Raw genomic sequence first — 20,134 nt, 5'->3', positions numbered from 1 at the left:
CGATAATGCTGCCCGGTTTCATAGCTTCCACCGTTTCTTTAGTAATCAAGATGGGGGCTTTTTTACCGCGCAGTAATGCGGTAGTGATAATCACATCGGCCTTTTCTGATTTTTCAACAATTAGGGCTTGCTGTCGCTGTTTGTACTCTTCCGATTGCTCTACGGCGTAACCGCCCGCGTCTTTATCATCCTTAGCTCCCGCTACTTCCACAAACTTAGCTCCCAAGCTCTGCACTTCTTCTTTTACGGCCAGCCGCGTATCAAAAACTTCAACAACTGCTCCCAATCGTTTGGCAGTAGCTATCGCCTGTAAACCGGCTACTCCAGCTCCAAGAATTAAGACTTTAGCCGGAGGAATACTTCCGGCAGCGGTAGTCAACATAGGGAAATAGCGAGGCAGATGCGTGGCGGCTTCTAACACCGCCCGATAACCGGCCATAGAAGCCATCGAAGAAAGTACGTCTTTATCCTGCGCTAACGTAGTACGGGGCAGCATATCCATACTGAAAACCGTAATTGGATATTTACTGAGTTTCTCAGCAATATCCGGCTGATTGTACGGTTGGAAGGACGATATTACAACGCTGCCGGATGATAGATTTTGCAACACAGCCTCATCGGGAGGCTTAATACGAATCAGTAGGTTTGCTTTCTGTATCACTTCTTCGGCTGTAGCAACAGTTGCTCCGGCCTCAGTATAAAGCGCATCCGTGAAGAAAGCACTAGCTCCGGCATCACGCTCAATAAAAACCTGATGCACGCCAGTAAGCTTCTGAACTACATCGGGAGTGAAAGCCACTCGGTTGTCGGCATCCTTTAGTACGCCCAGGATCATAGAAATTGTAGTTGGTTATGGTAGTTTTCGCTAATTAAATTAGTCGGAGCCAATTTTCCAGCTAAAATCAATTATTTACCCATTTCGGGTTCATACTGATTCATATAATCTACGGTGAGTCGGCTTAAGGACCGAACCCCTAACATTAATCCGCTATCATCAATAAAGAAGTCGGGAGTATGATGCGGGGCAGCTTCTTCAGGATTCATTCCCGCGGGCATTCCGCCAAGGAAAAAGAAAAAGCCAGGCACTTCCTGAGCAAAGAAAGAAAAGTCCTCCGCTCCGGTTACCGGATAGCGTAAAAACACATTATCTTCTCCCGCTACATCTTGTAGCGTGCCGATCATCTGTGCGGTCAGTTCAGGATCATTATAGGTTACCGGATACCCTTTCCTAATGTTCACCTCTACTTCGGCTCCGGCGCTTTCACCAATATTGATCGCAATTTCGCGGATACGCCGGTGAATTACCCGCTGCATTGTGGGGTGAAGCGAACGGATGGTACCGATCATGGTAACTTCCTCGGGAATAATATTGCTCCGAACCCCTCCATCGATCTTCCCAATGGTAACTACCGCCGGGGCTTTAATAATTTCTAGATTACGACTAACAATGGTTTGTAACCCCATCACGATTTGGGAAGCAGTAACAATAGGATCAACCCCAGCCCAAGGATACGCCCCGTGGGTTTGCGCTCCTTTAATTTTAATCTCCAGATTATCTACTCCTGCCATTGTTCCTTCGGGGCGATAGCCAATGGTATTGACTTCGGTTTTAGAGTTAATATGCAATCCGAAAATAACGTCCACGTCAGGAGCTTTAAGTACTCCTTCTTCAACCATTAGCTCGGCACCCCCTTCTTCTCCCTCGGGTGCTCCTTCTTCGGCCGGTTGAAAAATAAACTTGACGGTTCCTGATAAGTCATCTTTCATCTCACTCAACACTTGGGCAACTCCCATCAGAATGGCTACGTGGGTATCATGACCGCAAGCGTGCATCACTCCCACCTCTTCACCGTTGTATTCACCAATAGCTTTAGAAGCAAAAGAAATATCTACGCGCTCAGTCACGGGCAGAGCGTCCATATCGGCACGCAGAGCAACTACCGGCCCAGGCTGGCCACCTTGGAGAACCCCGACTACGCCAGTGTGGGCAACTTCGGTAGTCACCGCTATGCCCAGCGACTTTAAGTGTTCGGCTACCTTCTCGGCCGTCTTGAATTCACGATTAGAAAGTTCAGGATATTGGTGAATATCCCGTCGCCAGTTGATTACTTGCTCTTCTAGTGCTTGGGCTTTTTTGTCTATCTGCTGCTTTAAATCTTGACCGGAAGAAGACAGACCAAGCGTAGTAAATGCTGTTAATAGTAATAAATACTTCATTACAGAAAATTAGGTAGTATAGATACCGGGAAATTTACTAAAAATTTGATGGAGACCAATTTTAGATTCACTGCCGTACACAAAAATAAAGTAGGGTGGGGTTAGATTTTCAGAAAAGAGAAAAGATCGGCAATGTTATAGCGACTAAACATACATAACTCCCGATCTAAAGGATGATTTTCAAAGTGGGCCCCACCGGGATATAAAAAAAGCTTGACTTGTCTTTACCAGCAGATGGATAGCAAAGCTAATCAAAATCGTGTCCTGACACTGACTAAAATGCTTTACGCTATTATCAAAAGCGGACAAAGCTCATTAAGCCGCATTGGTGCCGAAATGCCGGGTGCTACTGAGGCAGAGAGTTGGGTAAAGCAAGCCTTGCCGATTTGCTGGCTGGTAAGAAAAGGCAAAAAAGGACATATGAGCGTTAATTTGCATGTAGAAGTGCCTGACACGCTGTTAATCGTGGTTTGTATCGCTTTTCTGCTGGTCTTTGCGCTAGCTACTTTTCAAAATAAGCTGCAAAAACACATACCTAAGTTCTTACGAAAAGATCGTATCAGTGCTTATTCCTTCTTCTCTTCCAGATCGGACTTCGCGCCTTTCGGTTTTTCATTAGACAGCACCTAAGAAGCTTCCCCCAAGATATCAATAACTACCAGCAGTTTATTTGTGTACGGTAGTGAACATGCGAATACTACAAGAAAAAAGTTACTGACTGTCTTTCAATGGCTAGCTTGCTCGATTGTTAAGTTGCTGATTGTTGAAGTTATCGATAAGCTGGAGTTTGAAGCTGTGGTTACTGGTCACTACTTATTGCTTGCTGCCTTGAGCTTCTGACCTCTCGCAAATACCTGTGTCTAAAACAATTTAAAACTACCAATTTCTTGAATAAAGCGGACTACAACCGCCGGATTGAGTAAAATGGTAAATCCTACTCCGAACAATGCTCCCCACAAATGGGCATCATGGTTAATCCGATCACGCGTCTGCTTAGAGCGCTGGTAAGAATACATTAAGAACAATGCACCCAAAATAAAACCAGGAATGGGAATAATGGCAAAAAGATAAATATTATTGGTAGGGTCGTACAGAATGGCACTAAAAACTACTGCTGCCACTCCCCCCGAGGCCCCTAGCGAGTTGTAATTCGGATGATTTTTATGCTTAATATACGTGCTAATATCGGCTACCACAATGGCAATCAGGTACATACCCACGTACAACACTCCCCCCAAGTCGCCGAAAACATAGGTATAGATTTGTTCGATCATGCTACCGAAGAAATACAGCGTAAACATATTAAAGAACAGGTGCAAATAATCCTGATGAATGAAGCCTGATGTCAGGAAGCGGTGGTATTCGCGCCGGGTCTGCACCCCGTAGGGATTGAATATCCAACGCTGCATCAGTTCGGGCTTATTCCAGGCCAACAGACTTGCAGCCACCGTAATGATGATTAGTATGGTTGTAATAGATAAATTCATGTATTTGCCTCAATTGTTCGATTGATGATTGATGATTGATGATTGATGATTGATGATTGATGATTGATGATTGATGGAAGTTAATTTTTTCACTACTCATCATCCAACATTTATTAGTCATTAACCATTATTCACTATTCGTTACCTTCTCACTCCGATCTCCGCTTCTTTTTATTTTTCCCGTTGCATAAGTTGCTTGGTGAAGTCGCGTAGCGTGGACTTGCGCTCGTTGCTAATAGAGAGTGATTCTAGTGCTTGAAAGCCTTGCTCAAAGTAACTGTTCATTTTACTTCGGGTCTGTTCTGAAATATCAAGTTTTTGGTAAATCTTCTTTACAGCAGACACTTTTTGTTCACTCTCAAATTCTTTCTGCTCTAGCCAATGATTTAGCACTTCTGCTTCGGTGCCACTAGCTTGCTCTAAGGCTTTAATCAGTAAAAATGTTTTTTTGTTAGCAATGATATCTCCGCCCACCTGCTTACCAAACTTTCCTTGGTCGGCGTACACATCCAGCCAATCGTCCATTAACTGGAACCCTACTCCAACTTTCTCCCCAAACTCGTATAGCTGCCGCTGGTCTTTTTCGCTGGCTCCCGCCAGTATTGCCCCCAATTCAAGACTGAATCCTAACAAAACGGCAGTCTTCTGCCGAATCATGGCCAGATAGTTAGCCTCACTTACTTGCGCGGCAGTTTCGTAGTTCATGTCCCACTGCTGCCCTTCACAAACCTCAGCTGCACACTGGTTGAATGCTTTTAAGACCACCGGAAGCCGTTCGGGCTGAACCTGTAAAAACATTTCGTAGGCACGCACCAGCATTACATCGCCCGACAGTATGGCTACATTGGCATTCCATTGAGTATGCACGGTTGGCTTTCCTCGTCGCAGTGGTGCCTGATCCATAATATCGTCGTGCATCAGTGTAAAGTTGTGAAAAACCTCCACAGCCATTGCTGGCACCAGCACTTCATCACCTGGCTCGTTATCACGAAAAAGCTGGTACGCTAGTAGCACCAGCAGCGGACGAAGCCGCTTACCACCCAGCGAAAGAATGTAACGAATTGGGTCGTAGAGTTCATTGGGCGACTGCCCAAAGCTGTAAGCTGACAGTCGCTGATTGATTTGCTCTCGGTAGCTATTTACAGGTAGTGACATATATAATTTCAAAGCACAATTTTTCTTAGGCAAAGATACGCAAGCACTTGGCGTTTTAATCGATGCAAAAAAAAATTTCAAAATTCTGATGACATTTGTTTACTTTCGTTGAACCAAGAGTATAAATGAGCAAATTTATTCTTTAAATAACCAAACTTCACTTTCTACTTATGAGACGTATCACATCTCTATTCTCGCTTTGCTTACTAATTGTATTATTCAGTGCGTGCCAAGAAGAAGATCAATCAATTGGTCATCCTGAAAGGTTTAATCCCAAAACTGATTTGCCCTCGTTCAATCCTAAACTTCCTGGCCTACTTTCCAAAAATCCCGGACAATCTATTCCTCTTAGCGATCACGTAAGCTACCGATTGCCTCGCTTTCCGCGCCCATTACCTTGCCCTGTGTTAGCTGGATGTCAACTACCTATCCCAGAGGTGTTTATGTCAGTACCTGATGGTAATATTCAAGAACTAGTAACCGAATTATATACCAGCAGTGGTAAGCTTTATGCCTCCTCTAGCAAAGAATACGGCGGACAGGTAAGTTATCAAGAAGGAAACGCCTGGGCTTCTTTAGTGGTGATTGACGATCAGGCCAAATCGGAGCAATTGATACTACGCACACAAATTGCTTACGAAATTAACGGTAAAAGCTTTGAGGAAGAACTGGTAGATGATAACGTTTCAGTTAACCTGGATGAGTATTTTGTACAAGGGCGAGCCATATTTCGTCGTCCTTTCCCAATTCCCCGCCCGCTTCCTTGCATGGAAAAAAAAGGTGAAGTTTTTAAGTGCCAAATCCCTCAGCTAGAGCTTCATACTATTGTGCCGAAAGGATTAATACTTGATATACAAGCAATACTTTACAATACACAGGGTGACCTGTACGCTGGTTCAGGCAAAGAATTTGGAGGACAAGTAACGTACCAAGACGAAGAAGCTTTGGCTACGCTGGTAGTGGTAGATCAGGAGATAGTGCCAGAAAATCTTATATTAGCCATTCAGGTTACTTATGAGATTGACGGTGAAGTTATTTCTGAAGAGATTTATGAAGAAGGTTTATCCTTTATGGAATAAGCTGACAATACACCCAATGAATAATATTACTGCATGTCTAACAATCTGCTTAGGCATGCAGTATTTTTTATATCCGGTTGACGTTCAAGCGCAAACGCTCACGCCCTCCCAACAAGATTCGCTGGTTCAGGAGATAGAAGCTACCATTTATTCTGTTTACGAGCAGTACTTTTACACTCAGCCCGATAGTACCTTCCGCATTTTAGAAACCGTGGCTCAGCAAGCCGAAACCTACCAGCTATGGGACATTCAGATTACCTCTCTACTGCAAGCAGCCTGGTGCGCTGAATATCATACCCAAATTGATACCCTTCAGCAGTATCTCAACCGAATTGAAGCACTAACCCACCAGCACGTGGTTGCCCTGGATACGCTAGATGCTAGCGGAGAAATCCGTACCAACGTAGCCTACACCCGAGGCTCATTTTACTACAACATTGGCGATTTCACATCAGCGATTCATGCCTTTAACGAAATTGTTCAGCCCCAGGCATTAGTCCAAATAAATGATTCTTTGCTGGTGGCTGATGTTTTTACCTATCTGGCAAGCTCCTATTACCGATTGCAGAATTACCAAAAATCGCTGACCCACTACCGTATTGTAGATCAGTGGCTTCCGGCAACTAGCGAGGCTCCTAATTATCAGCTAGGCTACCGTAAGACGCTGAACGGTCTACATCAAGCCCGATGCTATTTCACCATTGGTAAATATAACCACCAACCAGCAGCTTATGAGCGGGGAAAGCGCTTGGCGCATCAGAGTCTAGCATTCTTTAATCGGCAGAAAAGTGATGCTCGATTTTACAACCCTATTCGCTCAGCAATCAATATTTTAGTATCGGTCTTTCAAGAACAGCAACAGTACGATAGCGCATTACACTACCTATCCCAATCACTGGCGTTGAGTTCGGATGGAAGCGAGCTACTGCTGAACACGTACAACACCTTGGGAGCTACCTACACCTTAATGCAGGATTACCCTAAAGCACTGAAGAGCTATCAGAAAAGTGAAGCACTGGCAGATAAGTTGCTACCCAAAAAGCACTACCAGCGCGCTGCCATCTACACCCGGGTTGGCCAAGTATTGGCGGCTCAGCACCGATGGAGTGATGCCTTAGAAAAATATCAGCAGGCACTGGCTCAATTAGTGGTTGAGTTTAACGCTTCTTCCGATATATTAACCAATCCGGTGTACCGAGATGTAGGAGCCAGAAAAGAACTGCTGGAGGTACTTTCCTACAAAGCCGAAGCCCTGTGGGGACTCTACCAGCAGCAACCGCAGGAGACGACTTCTCTGCAAAGTGCCCTGGAAATTTATCATCTTATCGGTAATATCCTAGACGAAATGCGCCAAGGGTTTCCTTCGGTAGAGTTTAAGCAGTTTATTGCTTCGCATTTTTTCGGTATATACGAGCAGGCTATTCGAATAGCCTACGAGATGCACCAGCGTCAACCAGCATCGGGTCAGTTTCTAGCCCAAGCATTTCACTTTGCCGAAAAAAGTAAAAGCTTTATTCTATTGGAAGCTACTCAAGAAACGCAGGCGCAAAGCTTCGGGGGTATACCCGATTCCTTACTGGAGCAAGAACGTACCTATACCCGAAGGCTATCGATACTAGAGCAGCAACGTGACGGTATAGCCGACTCCAACAGTCAAGAAGCCGTTCAACTGGAGCAGCAACTGTTAATCACTCAAGATGCTCGTCAGAAGTTGCTCCAGCAGTTTGAGCAAAACTACCCCGAATACTACGCTCTACGGCACAACACTAATGTAGCTTCATTAGCCGATGTCCAAGCAAGTCTCCCCGCTAATACGGTTCTATTGTCTTACTACTTAGGCGACAGCTCGTTATTTGCTTTCGGAATTAGTCCGAATAAAATTGTGATTGATTCTATAGCGAATCTTACCGCTCTCGGGCAGGACGTAGACCATCTGCTTACATTCGTTCGGCAGTACGATTGGGAAGCTATTAAAGATTCAGAAAACTCCCAGCAATGGGCGAAAAGCGGGCATACTCTTTACCAACAGCTAATCGGAGGCGTATTAGATTCTTTGGGTTCTAAGCCTGAGAAGCTGGTAATTATCCCCGACGGACAACTAGGTTACCTCTCTTTCGATGTATTACTGACCGAGCCAGTCCCTGAAACAATGTCAACTAAGTTCGGTAGTTTTCCCTATCTCATAAAAGAGCTCCCGCTGCGCTACGAGTACTCAGCATCTTTATACGTTCGGCAGCCATCTCCCGAAAATACCATATCCAATCAGTATGCTTACACTGGCTTTGCCCCGGAGTACAAAAACACTCCTTTATTAGCAGAAAATACTGTAACCCGGAGTGGGGCTGGTACCGAAGTTTTTTATGATCTTTTGTATAATAAAGAAGAAGTACAACAGGTATCTGGGCTATTCAATAGTCAGATTTTCTTAGACGATCAGGCTACTGAGCAGGCGTTTCGGGAATTTGCGCCCCGCAGCAGTCTCCTTCATCTATCCATGCACGCCTTTGCCCACGACCAAGACCCAATGTACTCCGGATTGGTTTTTTCTCAGGCGGACACCACTACAGAAGATAATTTTTTATACGCCCACGAGCTGTATGCCTTACAACTCCGGTCTAATTTAGCGGTGCTAAGTGCCTGCGAAACGGGTATTGGTCAGTTGGCACGGGGCGAAGGAATTATGAGCTTAGGTCGCGCTTTCAAGTATGCCGGATGCCCTAATGTGGCAATGAGCTTATGGAAGGTGAACGACCGAACAACTCAGCGTATTGTACAAAGCTTTTTTGAACAGCTAGCGGATGGTGCCGATAAAGACATAGCTCTCCAGCAAGCGAAGCTTGCATTTCTAGCCAAAGCTAAAGGCCCTCTGGCGCATCCGTATTACTGGGCCTCGTTGGTACTGATTGGCGATGACCTTCCGTTGACTACTTCTCCCTTCCCCTACACAATTTTTATTGGTTTAGCATTGTTACTATTGGTTAGCATTATTGTATTGATAAAAAAGAGAAGAAAAACTACCTAACTGAAAAAGATGCTAATACAAAATTTACTGTTAGGTGAATGCTCAACCGTAAGTGTATGCCTAGAGACATGCATAAAGTTTAAGCTGGTTTTAACAACGCCCAATCACTTAGCAAGTATTTGACTATCAATTTTTTAACAATAAAACCCACCATCCTTTTCTGTAACTAAAAATCGTAAATCTACCATCCTATCCCAGGCTATTCTGAGCCACTATCAGATAAATCTAAACCATTGCGTGGAAGATTCGTCAATAAGGAACGATGAGATAATAAAGTATTCAGGTTGAACGCCGAGGTTTTGGGGCAGAACTAGACACGGAAACCAAGCATAGCTGGGGCTATGCGAGGCTTTTCGTAACGCAGTACTGCTCCAAAAGAACGAGTTCAAACGGGTAGTTTACTGTGTTATCGTTCCTAAGGTATTATCCGCCCAAAATAATTAGTCAATTGTACGACATATTTTGACAGTGTTTTTAACGTTATACTTTTTGATTAGTAATATTACTGTAAAAAAACGATTGTTTTAGCACTCACTCATTAATCCATAAATTCATGAATCGCATTGGTCTTCGATTAAGCTGGTTAGGGATTGCCCTCCTCTGCATTACCACCCAGCTTCAAGCGCAACAGGAAAAATGCGGAACGGTACTTCTGAACCAGGGGAAAAATAAAGAACAATTTGAGCAGTGGATAAACAACATGCAATTAAAGCGGCAAATCAGTCCGCAGGCTAAATTGCAATCGGAGGATGCAGAGCCAGTTTACCGTATCCCAGTGGTAGTACACGTGATTCACCGAGGTGAGCCGGAAGGAACCGGTAGCAATATTCCTTTTGAGCAAATTGAAGACCAAATCCGTATTTTGAACGAAGACTTCCGACGGCTTAATGCTGATACTACCGAAACCCCGTCAGAATTTCTGCCCTTCGCCGCTGATGCCCGCATCGAGTTTGTCCTAGCTCGCCAGTCTCCCGAAGGTTTTGCAACCAACGGAGTGGTACGGGTAGAGGGCAGTCGTGATGATTATGGTCTCCGCGATGGTGCCATTTTATCAGATTCCAGCCTGTGGGACCCCGAGCTTTATATGAATATCTGGGTAGCCCCTCTGAGAAATAATTTATTAGGTTATGCCCAATTTCCTGATTCAGAACTCCCGGGTTTAAATGGCGCGTCTACCAATCCGAATACCGATGGAATTGTAATTGACTTCAACTTTTTTGGCAGTGTGGGCAACGTAGTAGATCGTTCGCTAGGGCGCACCACTACGCACGAAGTAGGTCACTATTTCGGATTACGCCACATCTGGGGAGATGGCGATTGTAGTGCCGATGATTTTGTGGCTGATACCCCGCTACAGGAATCCGAATCAGATGGCTGCCCTGCTCATCCACAAACTAGTTGTGGTTCGGTAGATATGTTCCAGAATTACATGGATTACACCACCGACCGCTGTATGAATTTATTTACGTTGGGTCAGAAAGAACGGATGCGAATTGTATTAGAGAATAGCCCTCGTCGCCGAACGTTACTAACTTCTCCCGGCTTAGTTGAACCCATTGTGCTGGATGACGATGCCGGGATTAGCACGATTGTTAGCCCCCAACGTAGCGAATGTAGTGGCGACATTATTCCTTCTATCACCGTGACCAATACCGGACGGGAAGCTCTTACCTCCTTTACCGTAGCCCTGAATGTGCAGGGCAATTTCCGGGAAGAAACTACATTCAACATCAACCTCGAAGCCGGAGAGTCTACTACGGTCTCTCTCAGCCCAGTCTCACTAGAAGGAAATACATCCAATACCGAATACAATTTTACTTTCTTTATTACTGAAGCCAATGGAGCTACTGATGAGAATGCTACCAACAACGTTAGGTCGGTGAGTTTTATTATTCCTCAGCGAGCAGCACTGCCCCTCGTTGATAACTTTGAACAGCCTAGCGAAAATTCGCTACTTGACCTAGGTTATATCAGCAACGCCGATAACAATATCACTTGGTCGGTTACTTCGGCACCGGGTTTTTCTGGAGAAAATAATGAGGCTCTCTGGCTCGATTACTTCGACTACCAAAGCAATATTGGTACCCAAGATATACTGTACACTCCCGTATTCAGCCTAGCTAATTTGCGCGATGCCAGCCTATCTTTACGCTACGCTCACGCCCCCTTCCGCGACGGAGATGGTAGTTTGAGTAACGATGGTTTTGCCATTGCTATATCTACTAATTGCGGGGCTACTTTTGATACTTTCTTGTTTGAGGCCTTCGGCGAGGATCTGGCTACGGCTGAGCCAACTGGGTCAGAATTTATTCCCAGCTCCCGTGTTGACTGGCGCCAATTAACATTTCCATTAGATGCTTACGCTGGCAATGAGAATCTACAAGTAGCTTTTATTGGGTACAATGACTTCGGTAACAACCTGTACATTGATGATATCAGTATTCAGGCTAATCAGATCCGAGAAGTAGATTTAGCCATTAGTGACATCATTGCCCCGGCGTACCTCTCCGGTCAAACCAACCCTACGCCGAGAGTAGTTGTAAAAAATATTGGCAGTTCTCCAGTTCAGTCGTTTGACGTTGCCTACCAATTTGATAATCAAACCCCCACTGAATTTTCGTACGCAGCATTTGTGCTAGAACCAGGAGAAGAAACCATATTAGAGCTGGAATCACCTACCCTTGCGTTAGGCATTCATAACTTTTCAATTCGGGTAATTAACCCCAACCTTCGGGTAGATGATGTGCCGGACAATAACTACCGTCAGATAAACTTTGTGGTAGACGATAAGCAAGACATCATTCCGCTTATTAATGAGTTTCAAGAATATTCTGTACCCGATGTACTTCAGGGCGAATCCGTAGCGGCAGCTGAAGCTTGGCAGGTGGTAAACCCCGATAGTAGTATTACCTGGGAAACGGTAGAAGCTGCCGGAAATGGTTTTAATAACGAGGCGGTTCGCATTCAGAATAATCAGTACACCGAAATTGGTGCGGTTGACCGTTTGGTAAGTCCAGTATTAGATTTCAGCAATACTTCTGAAGCCAGTTTAATTTTTCAAGTGTCTTACGCTCAGTTTAGTGAAAACTACGTAGACACCCTGAACATACTGGTTTCTACCGACGATGGCGAGACATACGAACGAGTATTAGGGCTGGAAGGAACTACCTTATCTGCCGGAGTCACTACTGATGCTGAGTGGCTTCCTGTACAGGAAAGCGATTGGCACGAAATGTTTGTAGATTTGAGCCGCTTTGCCGGAGAAACCGAAATCCGAGTGGCTTTTGAGTCTATTAATGGCTACGGCAATAATATTTTTCTAGATGATGTTGAATTCTTCTTATCAGGTGATGATGATCCGGTTCGCACTGTTGAAAACTCCTACAAACTATTTCCGAATCCTACTTCCGATATTTTAAATTCGGTATTTAATCTTCGCAGCCGGGAGACTATTCAAGCCGTAATTTACAATTCACAAGGACAAACTGTGTGGCAACGATCCTATCCTAACACCCTCAACCAGACCTTTGATGTTGATCTGAGCACTTTTCCTCGGGGTGTTTACATATTCCGGGTATTTAGCTCAACCTTAACCGACAGTAAGCAGTTTATACTACAGTAAAGCTCACTACATTACTATTATTATATTTGCAAAACCAGCGTCTCTTAGTGAGTGTTTTTTACTGGTTTTCAATTTTTTAGCATAGCTTTGAAATAAACGCAATTTGTTTTGTACGTATTAGAAACGAAGATTAATACCAGCTCGGCTGAATTTAAGGAACAACAACAAGCCTATCAGGAGCTGATGAAGACTCACCGCCGTAAGCTTCATCAGGCCCTCCAGGGTGGTAGTGAAAAAGCCCGCGAAAAGCACCACGAACGAGGTAAATTGTTGGCTCGGGAACGAATCAACCTATTAGTTGACCCAAACACTCCTTTTCTGGAGCTATCGTCAATGGCTGCTCATGGGATGTACAATGATGAATTTCCTTCGGCGGGGGTAGTATCGGGTATCGGTATCATTCACGGAAAAGAAGCCATTATCTCCGCTAACGATGCTACTGTAAAAGGTGGTACCTACGTCGCTGAATCCATCAAAAAACACATCCGGGCGCAAGAAATTGCGCGGGAAAATCATTTGCCCTGCGTCTACTTGGTTGACTCCGGCGGAGTATTTTTACCTGAGCAGGCCAACGTTTTTCCCGATCGTTTTGATTTTGGTCGTTTCTTCTATAATCAGGCTAACCTGTCGGCTCAAGGTGTTCCGCAAATTGCGGTAGTAATGGGTTCCAGCACTGCCGGAGGTGCTTACGTTCCGGCCATGAGCGATGAAGTAATTATTGTAAAAAATCAGGGAACAATCTTTCTAGGTGGCCCACCGTTAGTGAAAGCCGCTACGGGCGAAGAAGTGACTCCCGAAGAGCTAGGCGGAGCCGACGTACATACATCTGTTTCAGGAGTCGCTGACCATATGGCTGAGAATGACCGGCACGCATTACAAATCTGCCGTAATATTTTTGAAACATTACCTAGACCAGAAAAGCAATTTTTAGACCGTCAGCCAACCGAAGAACCGCTGTACGATCCTAAAGAACTCTACGGAATTGCCCCGCTTAATTTTAAGAAACCAGTAGATTCCCGAGAGATTATTATGCGACTGGTAGACGGCAGCAAGTTTCATGAATTTAAAGCTCGCTACGGCACTACGTTGGTCACGGGCTTCGCTCATATTCACGGTTATCCGGTAGGTCTTATCGCGAATAATGGAATTATTTTCTCTGATACTTCTCTAAAAGGCACTCACTTTATTGAACTCTGCTGCCACCGCAAAATCCCGATTTTGTTCTTGCAAAACATCACCGGATTTATGGTGGGAAAAGAGTACGAACGCAATGGTATTGCCCGCGATGGTTCCAAGATGGTACATGCCGTGGCTACCGCCAACGTGCCAAAGTTTACAGTGGTTTTTGGCGGATCATTCGGGGCGGGGAACTACGCCATGGCCGGACGGGCCTACGATCCCCGTCTACTATTTATGTGGCCTAACGCTCGTATTTCGGTGATGGGCGGCGAGCAAGCAGCCAATGTACTACTTACCGTGAAAGAAGCTCAGTTGAAAGCCCGAGGGAAAGAAGTCCCGACTGAAGAATTTGACCGCCTTAAATCTGAAATTATGGATAAATACGAGCAAGAAGGTTCACCCTACTACAGCACTGCCCGATTGTGGGATGACGGTATCATTGATCCGCTGGATACCCGTCGTATTGTGGCCCTGGGCATCGCCGCTTCCCTTAACAAAAAGTACCCCGATCCTAAACCCGGAATTTATCGAATGTAGAAGACGGAGGACTGAGACCGGACAAATGACCGTCGACTATGAACCATCGACTGTGGACTAATAGCCACTCAACAATTGAACAATAACCCTAGAACACATTAACACCTGAACACATAATAGCAAACCATGCACCATTACGAAACGATAGAATTAGAAATAAACCACAGCATTGCCACGCTTTGGCTTAATCGCCCGGAGGTACGTAATGCATTTAATAATCACGTGATCGTCGAGCTGATGGACTGCCTTCAGTCTATTGAGCATCAACCGGAAATTACTGCTGTAGTTATTCGGGGACGAGGTAAGACCTTTTGTGCCGGTGCCGACATTCAGTGGATGAAGAGCTTCTCTTCTATGTCGCATCAGGAAGATTTTCAGGAAAATATTCATTTAGCTCGTTGCTTTTATATGATCTATACCTATTCCAAACCTACCATTGCGCTGGTACACGGGGCAGCGTTCGGTGGGGCAAACGGTCTGCTAGCCGCCTGTGACATGGCTTACTGCCTTAGCGATACCAAGTTTGCCTTTAGCGAAGTAAAGATTGGCATTATTCCCGCCACTATCTCTCCCTACATCGTTAAGCGAATGGGCGAATTTAATGCTCGTGAGCTAATGCTAACCGGAAGAAGATTTAGCGGAGAGGAAGCCGCTCAAAAAGGATTAGTGAATGCCACCTTCTCATCGTCAGAAGCGTTGTCAGAGTACGTCAACCAGATTAGCCAAGAGCTAAAAAGTAGTGCCCCTGGAGCCATGAGCAACTGTAAAGACCTAATATTTAATATTACTAAGAGCAATAATTTTAACGAAACCATTGACTATACCGCCCGAATGATTGCCGACGCCCGTGCCTCAGAAGAAGGACAAGAAGGTATGAGTGCTTTTCTAGAAAAACGTAAGCCCAACTGGGTAGCTAGCGCTAACGCTAATGTAAATTAAGGACTGATGTGTCAAATACTAACGAATAATAACGTACAAATTATCAATTGTCCATTGTTCACTTTCAATTAAATCATGTTTCGTAAGCTACTTATTGCTAATCGGGGAGAAATCGCAGTACGGATAATCCGCTCGGCGCAAGAGTTAGGTATTCCAACAGTGGCTATTTACTCCGATGCCGACCGAGGTACCCTGCCCACCACAATGGCTGATGAGGCTTACGAGTTGGTAGGAGATGATATTAGCAGCACATACCTTAATATTTCGCAAATAATCAGTATTGCTCAACAGAGCGGAGCCGATGCCGTTCACCCCGGTTACGGATTTCTGTCCGAAAACTCAACGTTTATTCAGGCTTGTCAGGAGGCGAACATTACGTTTGTAGGTCCCAGCGAAGAGGCCATTCGCATGATGGGTAATAAGCTGGAAGCCCGGGCTTTTGCTAAAAAATTGGGCGTTCCGGTTCCCGAAGGTATCACCGGAACGCAGGAAGAAATACTAGCTCAGCAAAATGAATTGCCGTACCCAATTTTGGCTAAAGCTGCCGCTGGTGGTGGTGGTAAAGGAATGCGGATTGTTCGCTCCGCTTCGGCACTTAAAGATGCCCTGATCTCTACCAGCCGGGAGGCTAAAGCGTACTTTGGCGATGCTACCGTATATATTGAAAAGTATCTGGAAGAACCACGCCACATTGAGTTTCAGCTACTGGGCGACCAGCATGGTAATCTGGTTCATCTGTTTGAACGGGAATGTTCGCTGCAACGACGCTACCAGAAAATTATTGAAGAAGCCCCCTCTCCTACACTTACTCCTGAGCTACGAACCCGCATGGCGGAAGCCGCTTTGAAGCTGGGAAAAGCAATTAATTACTACAATGCCGGAACCATAGAGTTTTTGGTAGATACCCATCAGGAATTTTATTTTCTGGAAATGAATACCCGTGTACAGGTAGAGCATCCGGTTACGGAAATGACTACCGGAGTAGATATTGTGGCCGAGCAACTTCGGGTAGCTGCCGGACAAAAGCTCTCGTTTACCCAAGGTGACCTAAGGCAAGAGGGGCACGCTATTGAGTGTCGGGTTTATGCTGAAAATCCCGAACAAAACTTTCTTCCTTCACCCGGCAAAATCACGTACTACCACGCTCCAGCATCCGTTCGCCTAGATACCGCCGTCACGGGCACCAGCGTAATTGAAAGCCAGTACGATCCCATGATTAGTAAAATGATTGTGTATAGCTCAAGTCGTGAAGAGTGTATTCAACGCTCAATACTTGCCCTAGAGCAGTACGTAATACACGGCATTGAGACCAATATTGCTTATTTGCGGGCATTGCTTCGTTCCGAAGATTTTCAGCAAAACACCATCTCTACCAAATATTGCGATGAAAAAACGCCTGAAATTATTAAGCACATGGAGGAAGAAAAGCAAGCATTAGATAAATTTCCAGTGGCGATAGCCGGACTAATCTATAATCTTTACTCCTCAGCATTGCAATCAACCCCCAGTATTTGGACTGAGATTGGGTTTTGGCGGCATATTCCCACCGTTGCTATTGAGATAGATGGAGAGTCCGTTTCCCTCGATATTTATCGAAGAGACTCAAACTACGAGGTTCATCATAATGATACACCCCATCAAGTTCATAACGTCAACATCAGTGATGGTCAGGTAGATTTTTTGGTAGACGAAACAGCCTACACTTACTACGTTTCCAGTCAGGATGATCTGAGTCAGCAAGTTTCCTGGAAAACGTACAAGTTTCATTGGCGGCGAAACGATCTGATGGCCGAGGGACGTTTCAGTAATAAGGATAGTGAAAGTAGTATCTCGGATGACCGTATTAGTTCACCAATGCCGGGAAAAGTTATTCAGCTAAATGTGAAAGTGGGCGACCAAGTGAAGCGAGGCGAAACACTACTCATTGTAGAAGCTATGAAAATGGAAAACCAGATTATTGCTCCCCGCGATGCCCAAGTAAAAGAAGTACGAGTAGAGGTTAGCGGAAGAGTAGATAAAGATGAGATTTTGATAGAGTTAGGATGATTGATGATTGATGATTGATGATTGATGATTGATGATTGATGATTGATGATTGATGATTGATGATTGATGATTGATGGAAGTTAATTTTTTACTACCCAGCATCCAACAGTCATTACTCATTACTCATTACTCATTATAAAAATTGACCCAAATGTATACAAACGAACAACACGATTTAATTCGCCAGAGTGTGCGAGAATTTGCTGAGCAAGAGGTTTTACCGGTAGCTCGTGAACTGGACAAAAAAGAACAATTCTCTTACGACCTCACCAAAAAAATAGGGGAACTTGGACTCTTCGGTATGATGATTCCGGAAAAGTACGGTGGACAAGGAATGGATTACCTATCGTACATTATTGCGGTAGAAGAATTGGCTCGAATCGATAGCTCTCAAGCCGCTACGTTAGCTGCCCACAACTCATTAGGTATTGGCCCACTGTACAGCTTTGGTACGGAAGAGCAAAAGGAAAAATACCTACCCCAACTTTGTACGGGAGAAGCTCTGTGGGCCTTCGGGCTTACCGAAGCCGATGCTGGATCTGACTCCCGAGGCACCAAAACCGTAGCCAATCTGGAAGAAGGGCAGTGGACGATCAATGGCTCAAAAATATTTATCACGAACGGAGCTACTGACGTTACCATTGGCGTAACCGTGCAAGCAGTTACTGGGGAGAACAATGGCAAGAAAGAATACTCTACCATTATTGTGGAAGGCAGCAATCCCGGCTTTGATGCTATGGTCATGCACGATAAACTTTGCTGGCGAGCAAGCAATACCTCTCAGCTCTTTTTTGACAATTGCCAAGTGCCCGAAGGAAACTTGTTGGGCGAACGCGGACAAGGCTCTAAAATAATGCTAATAACGCTGGATGCCGGCCGACTTTCTATTGGCGCTATGGGATTAGGACTGGCTCAGGGTGCTTACGAAATGGCGATGCGCTACGCCAAAGAACGCAAACAATTCGGAAGGTCACTCACTCAGTTTCAGGCAATTTCGTTCAAGCTGGCTGACATGGCTACCAAGCTAGAACTAGCCCGCAACTTATTGTACAAAGCTTGTTGGCTAAAAGATACTGGAAAACCCTTCGGCAAAGAAGCCGCTATGGCCAAATTGTACTGCTCAGAGATTGCCAAAGAAGTAGCCGACGATGCGGTGCAGATTCACGGAGGTTATGGTTTAATGGGCGAGTACGACGTGGAACGATTCTACCGCGACCAGCGTATCCTGCAAATTGGCGAAGGTACTTCGGAGATTCAGCGGCTAGTAATTTCCCGGCATATTGGTTGCTAATGGCACAAAATGTTAGAATGAGTGAATGGTAGAACACTAGCTTACTCCATCGCTCATTCTGCCTGTTTAATGATTTTCAAAAATATGATTAAAATTACCGAGTGCCCCCGCGATGCGATGCAAGGCATCGAGATGTTCATTCCTACCGAAGATAAAGTGCGCTATATTAATGCCATTCTTCAGGTAGGATTTGATACGGTCGATTTTGGCAGTTTTGTCTCGCCCAAAGCCATACCACAGATGCGAGACACAGCGGAGGTGCTCACCCAGCTCGATCTCACAAACACTGATTCAAAACTGCTAGCGATTATCGGCAATCAGCGAGGTGCGGCTGACGCGGTGCAGTTTGATGAAATCACCTATCTGGGTTTTCCATTTTCTATTTCACCTACGTTTCTACAGCGCAATATTAATTCTACGGTAGAAAAGTCCTTCGATCTGGTAAAAGCACTGCTGGAGACATGCAATCAACACAACAAGCAGTTGGTTACCTATGTTTCTATGGCCTTCGGTAATCCTTATGGCGATGAGTGGAATATTGAACTACTGCTGCATTGGATAGACCAACTTCATTTGGCCGGAGTACGACATATTACTTTAGCCGACACCGTAGGAATCGGTGAGGCAACCCACATTGGTACGGCACTAGCCATTGCTATTCCGGCCTATCAGGAAATCAGCTTCGGACTTCATTTGCACACTAAATCTACTGACTGGCGCGAAAAGATTGATGCGGCTTACCAAAGCGGTTGCCTGCACTACGATGGCGTATTAAGCGGGCTAGGCGGTTGCCCTATGGCTGGTCCCGATCTGGTAGGCAACATTCATACTCGCCATCTGCTTAATTACTTTAAAGAAAAACGAGAGTTGGAAGGCATAAATAAAAATTCATTTAGACAAGCTGAACAGGTTGCGGCAGAGATTATTTCTTAAAAGTGTTCAAGCCACCGTGGAACGGTGTTCAAGTGTCCAAAATTACTCAGACCTATAAGAATACATGAATACGCAAACACCTGAATACAAATCTCCTCTGAACTTTACATATTTAGCGAAACAAATACCCCTAGCCCTATTTTTACGCCTTACTTCCGCTACAGAATTATTGCTTCAAACGCCAATCAAATAATTCATCCCGTACATCTATAATCTCTAGCTTTTTGTGCTGAGGATGTTGCGGATTGAACAGATAGTTATATTCAGTTGGTGATTGAGCTGAAGGCACACATAGTATCCAGTCATCGCCTTTATCTAACCACTGCTCAGCGATTTGGCTTAACTGAGCTGGATAAGGGTATTGATACCATCCTTGGACTAATTGTTCGGCTTTTATGGTTTGCATTGAGGCATTATCAGGAAATCTTAATGTTACTAACGCCATGCTTTTAGGGATTTTTCCCACGCTATTGGCTAACACTTCTAATTTAGCCAACGAAATACTTGAAGAAGTATATACAAGCTGTATCCCCTTCCGATGCCACCGACCCGCTACATACAAACCACCTGTACCTTGGAGATCACGGATGCGTCGATGGCTGCCAATTCGGTAGACCAGCATGATAT

Annotated in this window: 14 protein-coding genes (1 of these 14 only partly in view); 9 read left to right on the top strand and 5 right to left on the bottom strand. The window is 44.9% G+C overall.

The genetic code is table 11. The annotated features are described in order from the left end of the window. Both P0M28_RS23555 and P0M28_RS23550 read right to left on the bottom strand, forming a co-directional pair. Positions 1-835 carry the 5' portion of a Re/Si-specific NAD(P)(+) transhydrogenase subunit alpha gene (locus P0M28_RS23555; RefSeq protein ID WP_302205626.1) on the bottom strand. It extends 272 nt beyond the left edge of the window, so only the first 835 of its 1,107 coding nucleotides appear in the window; it begins with the start codon at positions 833-835; the stop codon falls past the left edge of the window. Positions 836-906: 71 nt separating this feature from the next. After that, positions 907-2,217, bottom strand: a complete 1,311-nt coding sequence (locus P0M28_RS23550) for an amidohydrolase (protein ID WP_302205624.1) — start codon at positions 2,215-2,217, stop codon at positions 907-909. Between the two features lie 234 nt (positions 2,218-2,451). Here P0M28_RS23550 and P0M28_RS23545 point away from each other — a divergent pair, with 234 nt between their 5' ends. Next, on the top strand, positions 2,452-2,847 hold the full coding sequence (locus tag P0M28_RS23545) for a hypothetical protein (protein ID WP_302205622.1): 396 nt from the start codon (positions 2,452-2,454) through the stop codon (positions 2,845-2,847). A gap of 230 nt (positions 2,848-3,077) precedes the next feature. On the opposite strand, the gene P0M28_RS23540 is transcribed toward P0M28_RS23545, so the two are convergent. Continuing rightward, positions 3,078-3,704: a rhomboid family intramembrane serine protease gene (locus tag P0M28_RS23540; RefSeq protein ID WP_302205621.1), complete on the bottom strand. Its 627-nt coding sequence runs from the start codon at positions 3,702-3,704 to the stop codon at positions 3,078-3,080. Between the two features lie 171 nt (positions 3,705-3,875). Beyond that, the gene (locus P0M28_RS23535; RefSeq protein WP_302205619.1) at positions 3,876-4,859 is read right to left on the bottom strand and encodes a polyprenyl synthetase family protein; all 984 of its coding nucleotides are present in this window, start codon (positions 4,857-4,859) and stop codon (positions 3,876-3,878) included. Positions 4,860-5,029: 170 nt separating this feature from the next. Here P0M28_RS23535 and P0M28_RS23530 point away from each other — a divergent pair, with 170 nt between their 5' ends. From P0M28_RS23530 to P0M28_RS23495, 8 genes are all read left to right on the top strand, one after another. Continuing rightward, positions 5,030-5,938: a hypothetical protein gene (locus P0M28_RS23530; RefSeq protein WP_302205617.1), complete on the top strand. Its 909-nt coding sequence runs from the start codon at positions 5,030-5,032 to the stop codon at positions 5,936-5,938. Positions 5,939-5,993: 55 nt separating this feature from the next. Next, the gene (locus P0M28_RS23525; RefSeq protein WP_302205616.1) at positions 5,994-8,960 is read left to right on the top strand and encodes a CHAT domain-containing protein; all 2,967 of its coding nucleotides are present in this window, start codon (positions 5,994-5,996) and stop codon (positions 8,958-8,960) included. A 553-nt stretch (positions 8,961-9,513) separates the two neighbouring features. Continuing rightward, positions 9,514-12,582, top strand: a complete 3,069-nt coding sequence (locus P0M28_RS23520) for a T9SS-dependent choice-of-anchor J family protein (protein ID WP_302205615.1) — start codon at positions 9,514-9,516, stop codon at positions 12,580-12,582. Positions 12,583-12,690: 108 nt separating this feature from the next. Further along, positions 12,691-14,298, top strand: coding sequence for a carboxyl transferase domain-containing protein (locus tag P0M28_RS23515; protein ID WP_302205614.1), 1,608 nt, complete (start codon positions 12,691-12,693; stop codon positions 14,296-14,298). A 126-nt stretch (positions 14,299-14,424) separates the two neighbouring features. Then, positions 14,425-15,237, top strand: coding sequence for an enoyl-CoA hydratase-related protein (locus tag P0M28_RS23510; RefSeq protein WP_302205613.1), 813 nt, complete (start codon positions 14,425-14,427; stop codon positions 15,235-15,237). Positions 15,238-15,312: 75 nt separating this feature from the next. Further along, complete coding sequence (locus tag P0M28_RS23505; protein ID WP_302205612.1) at positions 15,313-17,283, top strand: acetyl/propionyl/methylcrotonyl-CoA carboxylase subunit alpha; 1,971 nt, start codon at positions 15,313-15,315, stop codon at positions 17,281-17,283. A 151-nt stretch (positions 17,284-17,434) separates the two neighbouring features. After that, the gene (locus tag P0M28_RS23500; RefSeq protein WP_302205610.1) at positions 17,435-18,574 is read left to right on the top strand and encodes an acyl-CoA dehydrogenase family protein; all 1,140 of its coding nucleotides are present in this window, start codon (positions 17,435-17,437) and stop codon (positions 18,572-18,574) included. A gap of 84 nt (positions 18,575-18,658) precedes the next feature. After that, positions 18,659-19,507, top strand: coding sequence for a hydroxymethylglutaryl-CoA lyase-like TIM-barrel protein (locus P0M28_RS23495; protein ID WP_302205608.1), 849 nt, complete (start codon positions 18,659-18,661; stop codon positions 19,505-19,507). Positions 19,508-19,673: 166 nt separating this feature from the next. Here the strand turns inward: P0M28_RS23495 and P0M28_RS23490 are convergent, their stop codons facing one another. Then, entirely contained in the window at positions 19,674-20,129 is a 456-nt protein-coding gene (locus tag P0M28_RS23490) for an RES family NAD+ phosphorylase (protein ID WP_302205607.1), read from the bottom strand. Positions 20,130-20,134: the final 5 nt, after the last annotated feature.

Origin of the sequence: Tunicatimonas pelagia (assembly GCF_030506325.1) — a bacterium.
GTDB classification, from domain to species: domain Bacteria; phylum Bacteroidota; class Bacteroidia; order Cytophagales; family Cyclobacteriaceae; genus Tunicatimonas; species Tunicatimonas pelagia.
This window is presented reverse-complemented; position numbering and strand designations above follow the sequence as displayed.

Coding starts and splice junctions, on each gene's coding strand:
- P0M28_RS23495 (WP_302205608.1), top strand. CDS start 18,659: ATGATTAAAATTACCGAGTGCCCCCGCGATGCGATGCAAGGCATCGAG.
- P0M28_RS23550 (WP_302205624.1), bottom strand. CDS start 2,217: ATGAAGTATTTATTACTATTAACAGCATTTACTACGCTTGGTCTGTCT.
- P0M28_RS23510 (WP_302205613.1), top strand. CDS start 14,425: ATGCACCATTACGAAACGATAGAATTAGAAATAAACCACAGCATTGCC.
- P0M28_RS23535 (WP_302205619.1), bottom strand. CDS start 4,859: ATGTCACTACCTGTAAATAGCTACCGAGAGCAAATCAATCAGCGACTG.
- P0M28_RS23520 (WP_302205615.1), top strand. CDS start 9,514: ATGAATCGCATTGGTCTTCGATTAAGCTGGTTAGGGATTGCCCTCCTC.
- P0M28_RS23545 (WP_302205622.1), top strand. CDS start 2,452: ATGGATAGCAAAGCTAATCAAAATCGTGTCCTGACACTGACTAAAATG.
- P0M28_RS23540 (WP_302205621.1), bottom strand. CDS start 3,704: ATGAATTTATCTATTACAACCATACTAATCATCATTACGGTGGCTGCA.
- P0M28_RS23505 (WP_302205612.1), top strand. CDS start 15,313: ATGTTTCGTAAGCTACTTATTGCTAATCGGGGAGAAATCGCAGTACGG.
- P0M28_RS23530 (WP_302205617.1), top strand. CDS start 5,030: ATGAGACGTATCACATCTCTATTCTCGCTTTGCTTACTAATTGTATTA.
- P0M28_RS23500 (WP_302205610.1), top strand. CDS start 17,435: ATGTATACAAACGAACAACACGATTTAATTCGCCAGAGTGTGCGAGAA.
- P0M28_RS23525 (WP_302205616.1), top strand. CDS start 5,994: ATGCAGTATTTTTTATATCCGGTTGACGTTCAAGCGCAAACGCTCACG.
- P0M28_RS23490 (WP_302205607.1), bottom strand. CDS start 20,129: ATGCTGGTCTACCGAATTGGCAGCCATCGACGCATCCGTGATCTCCAA.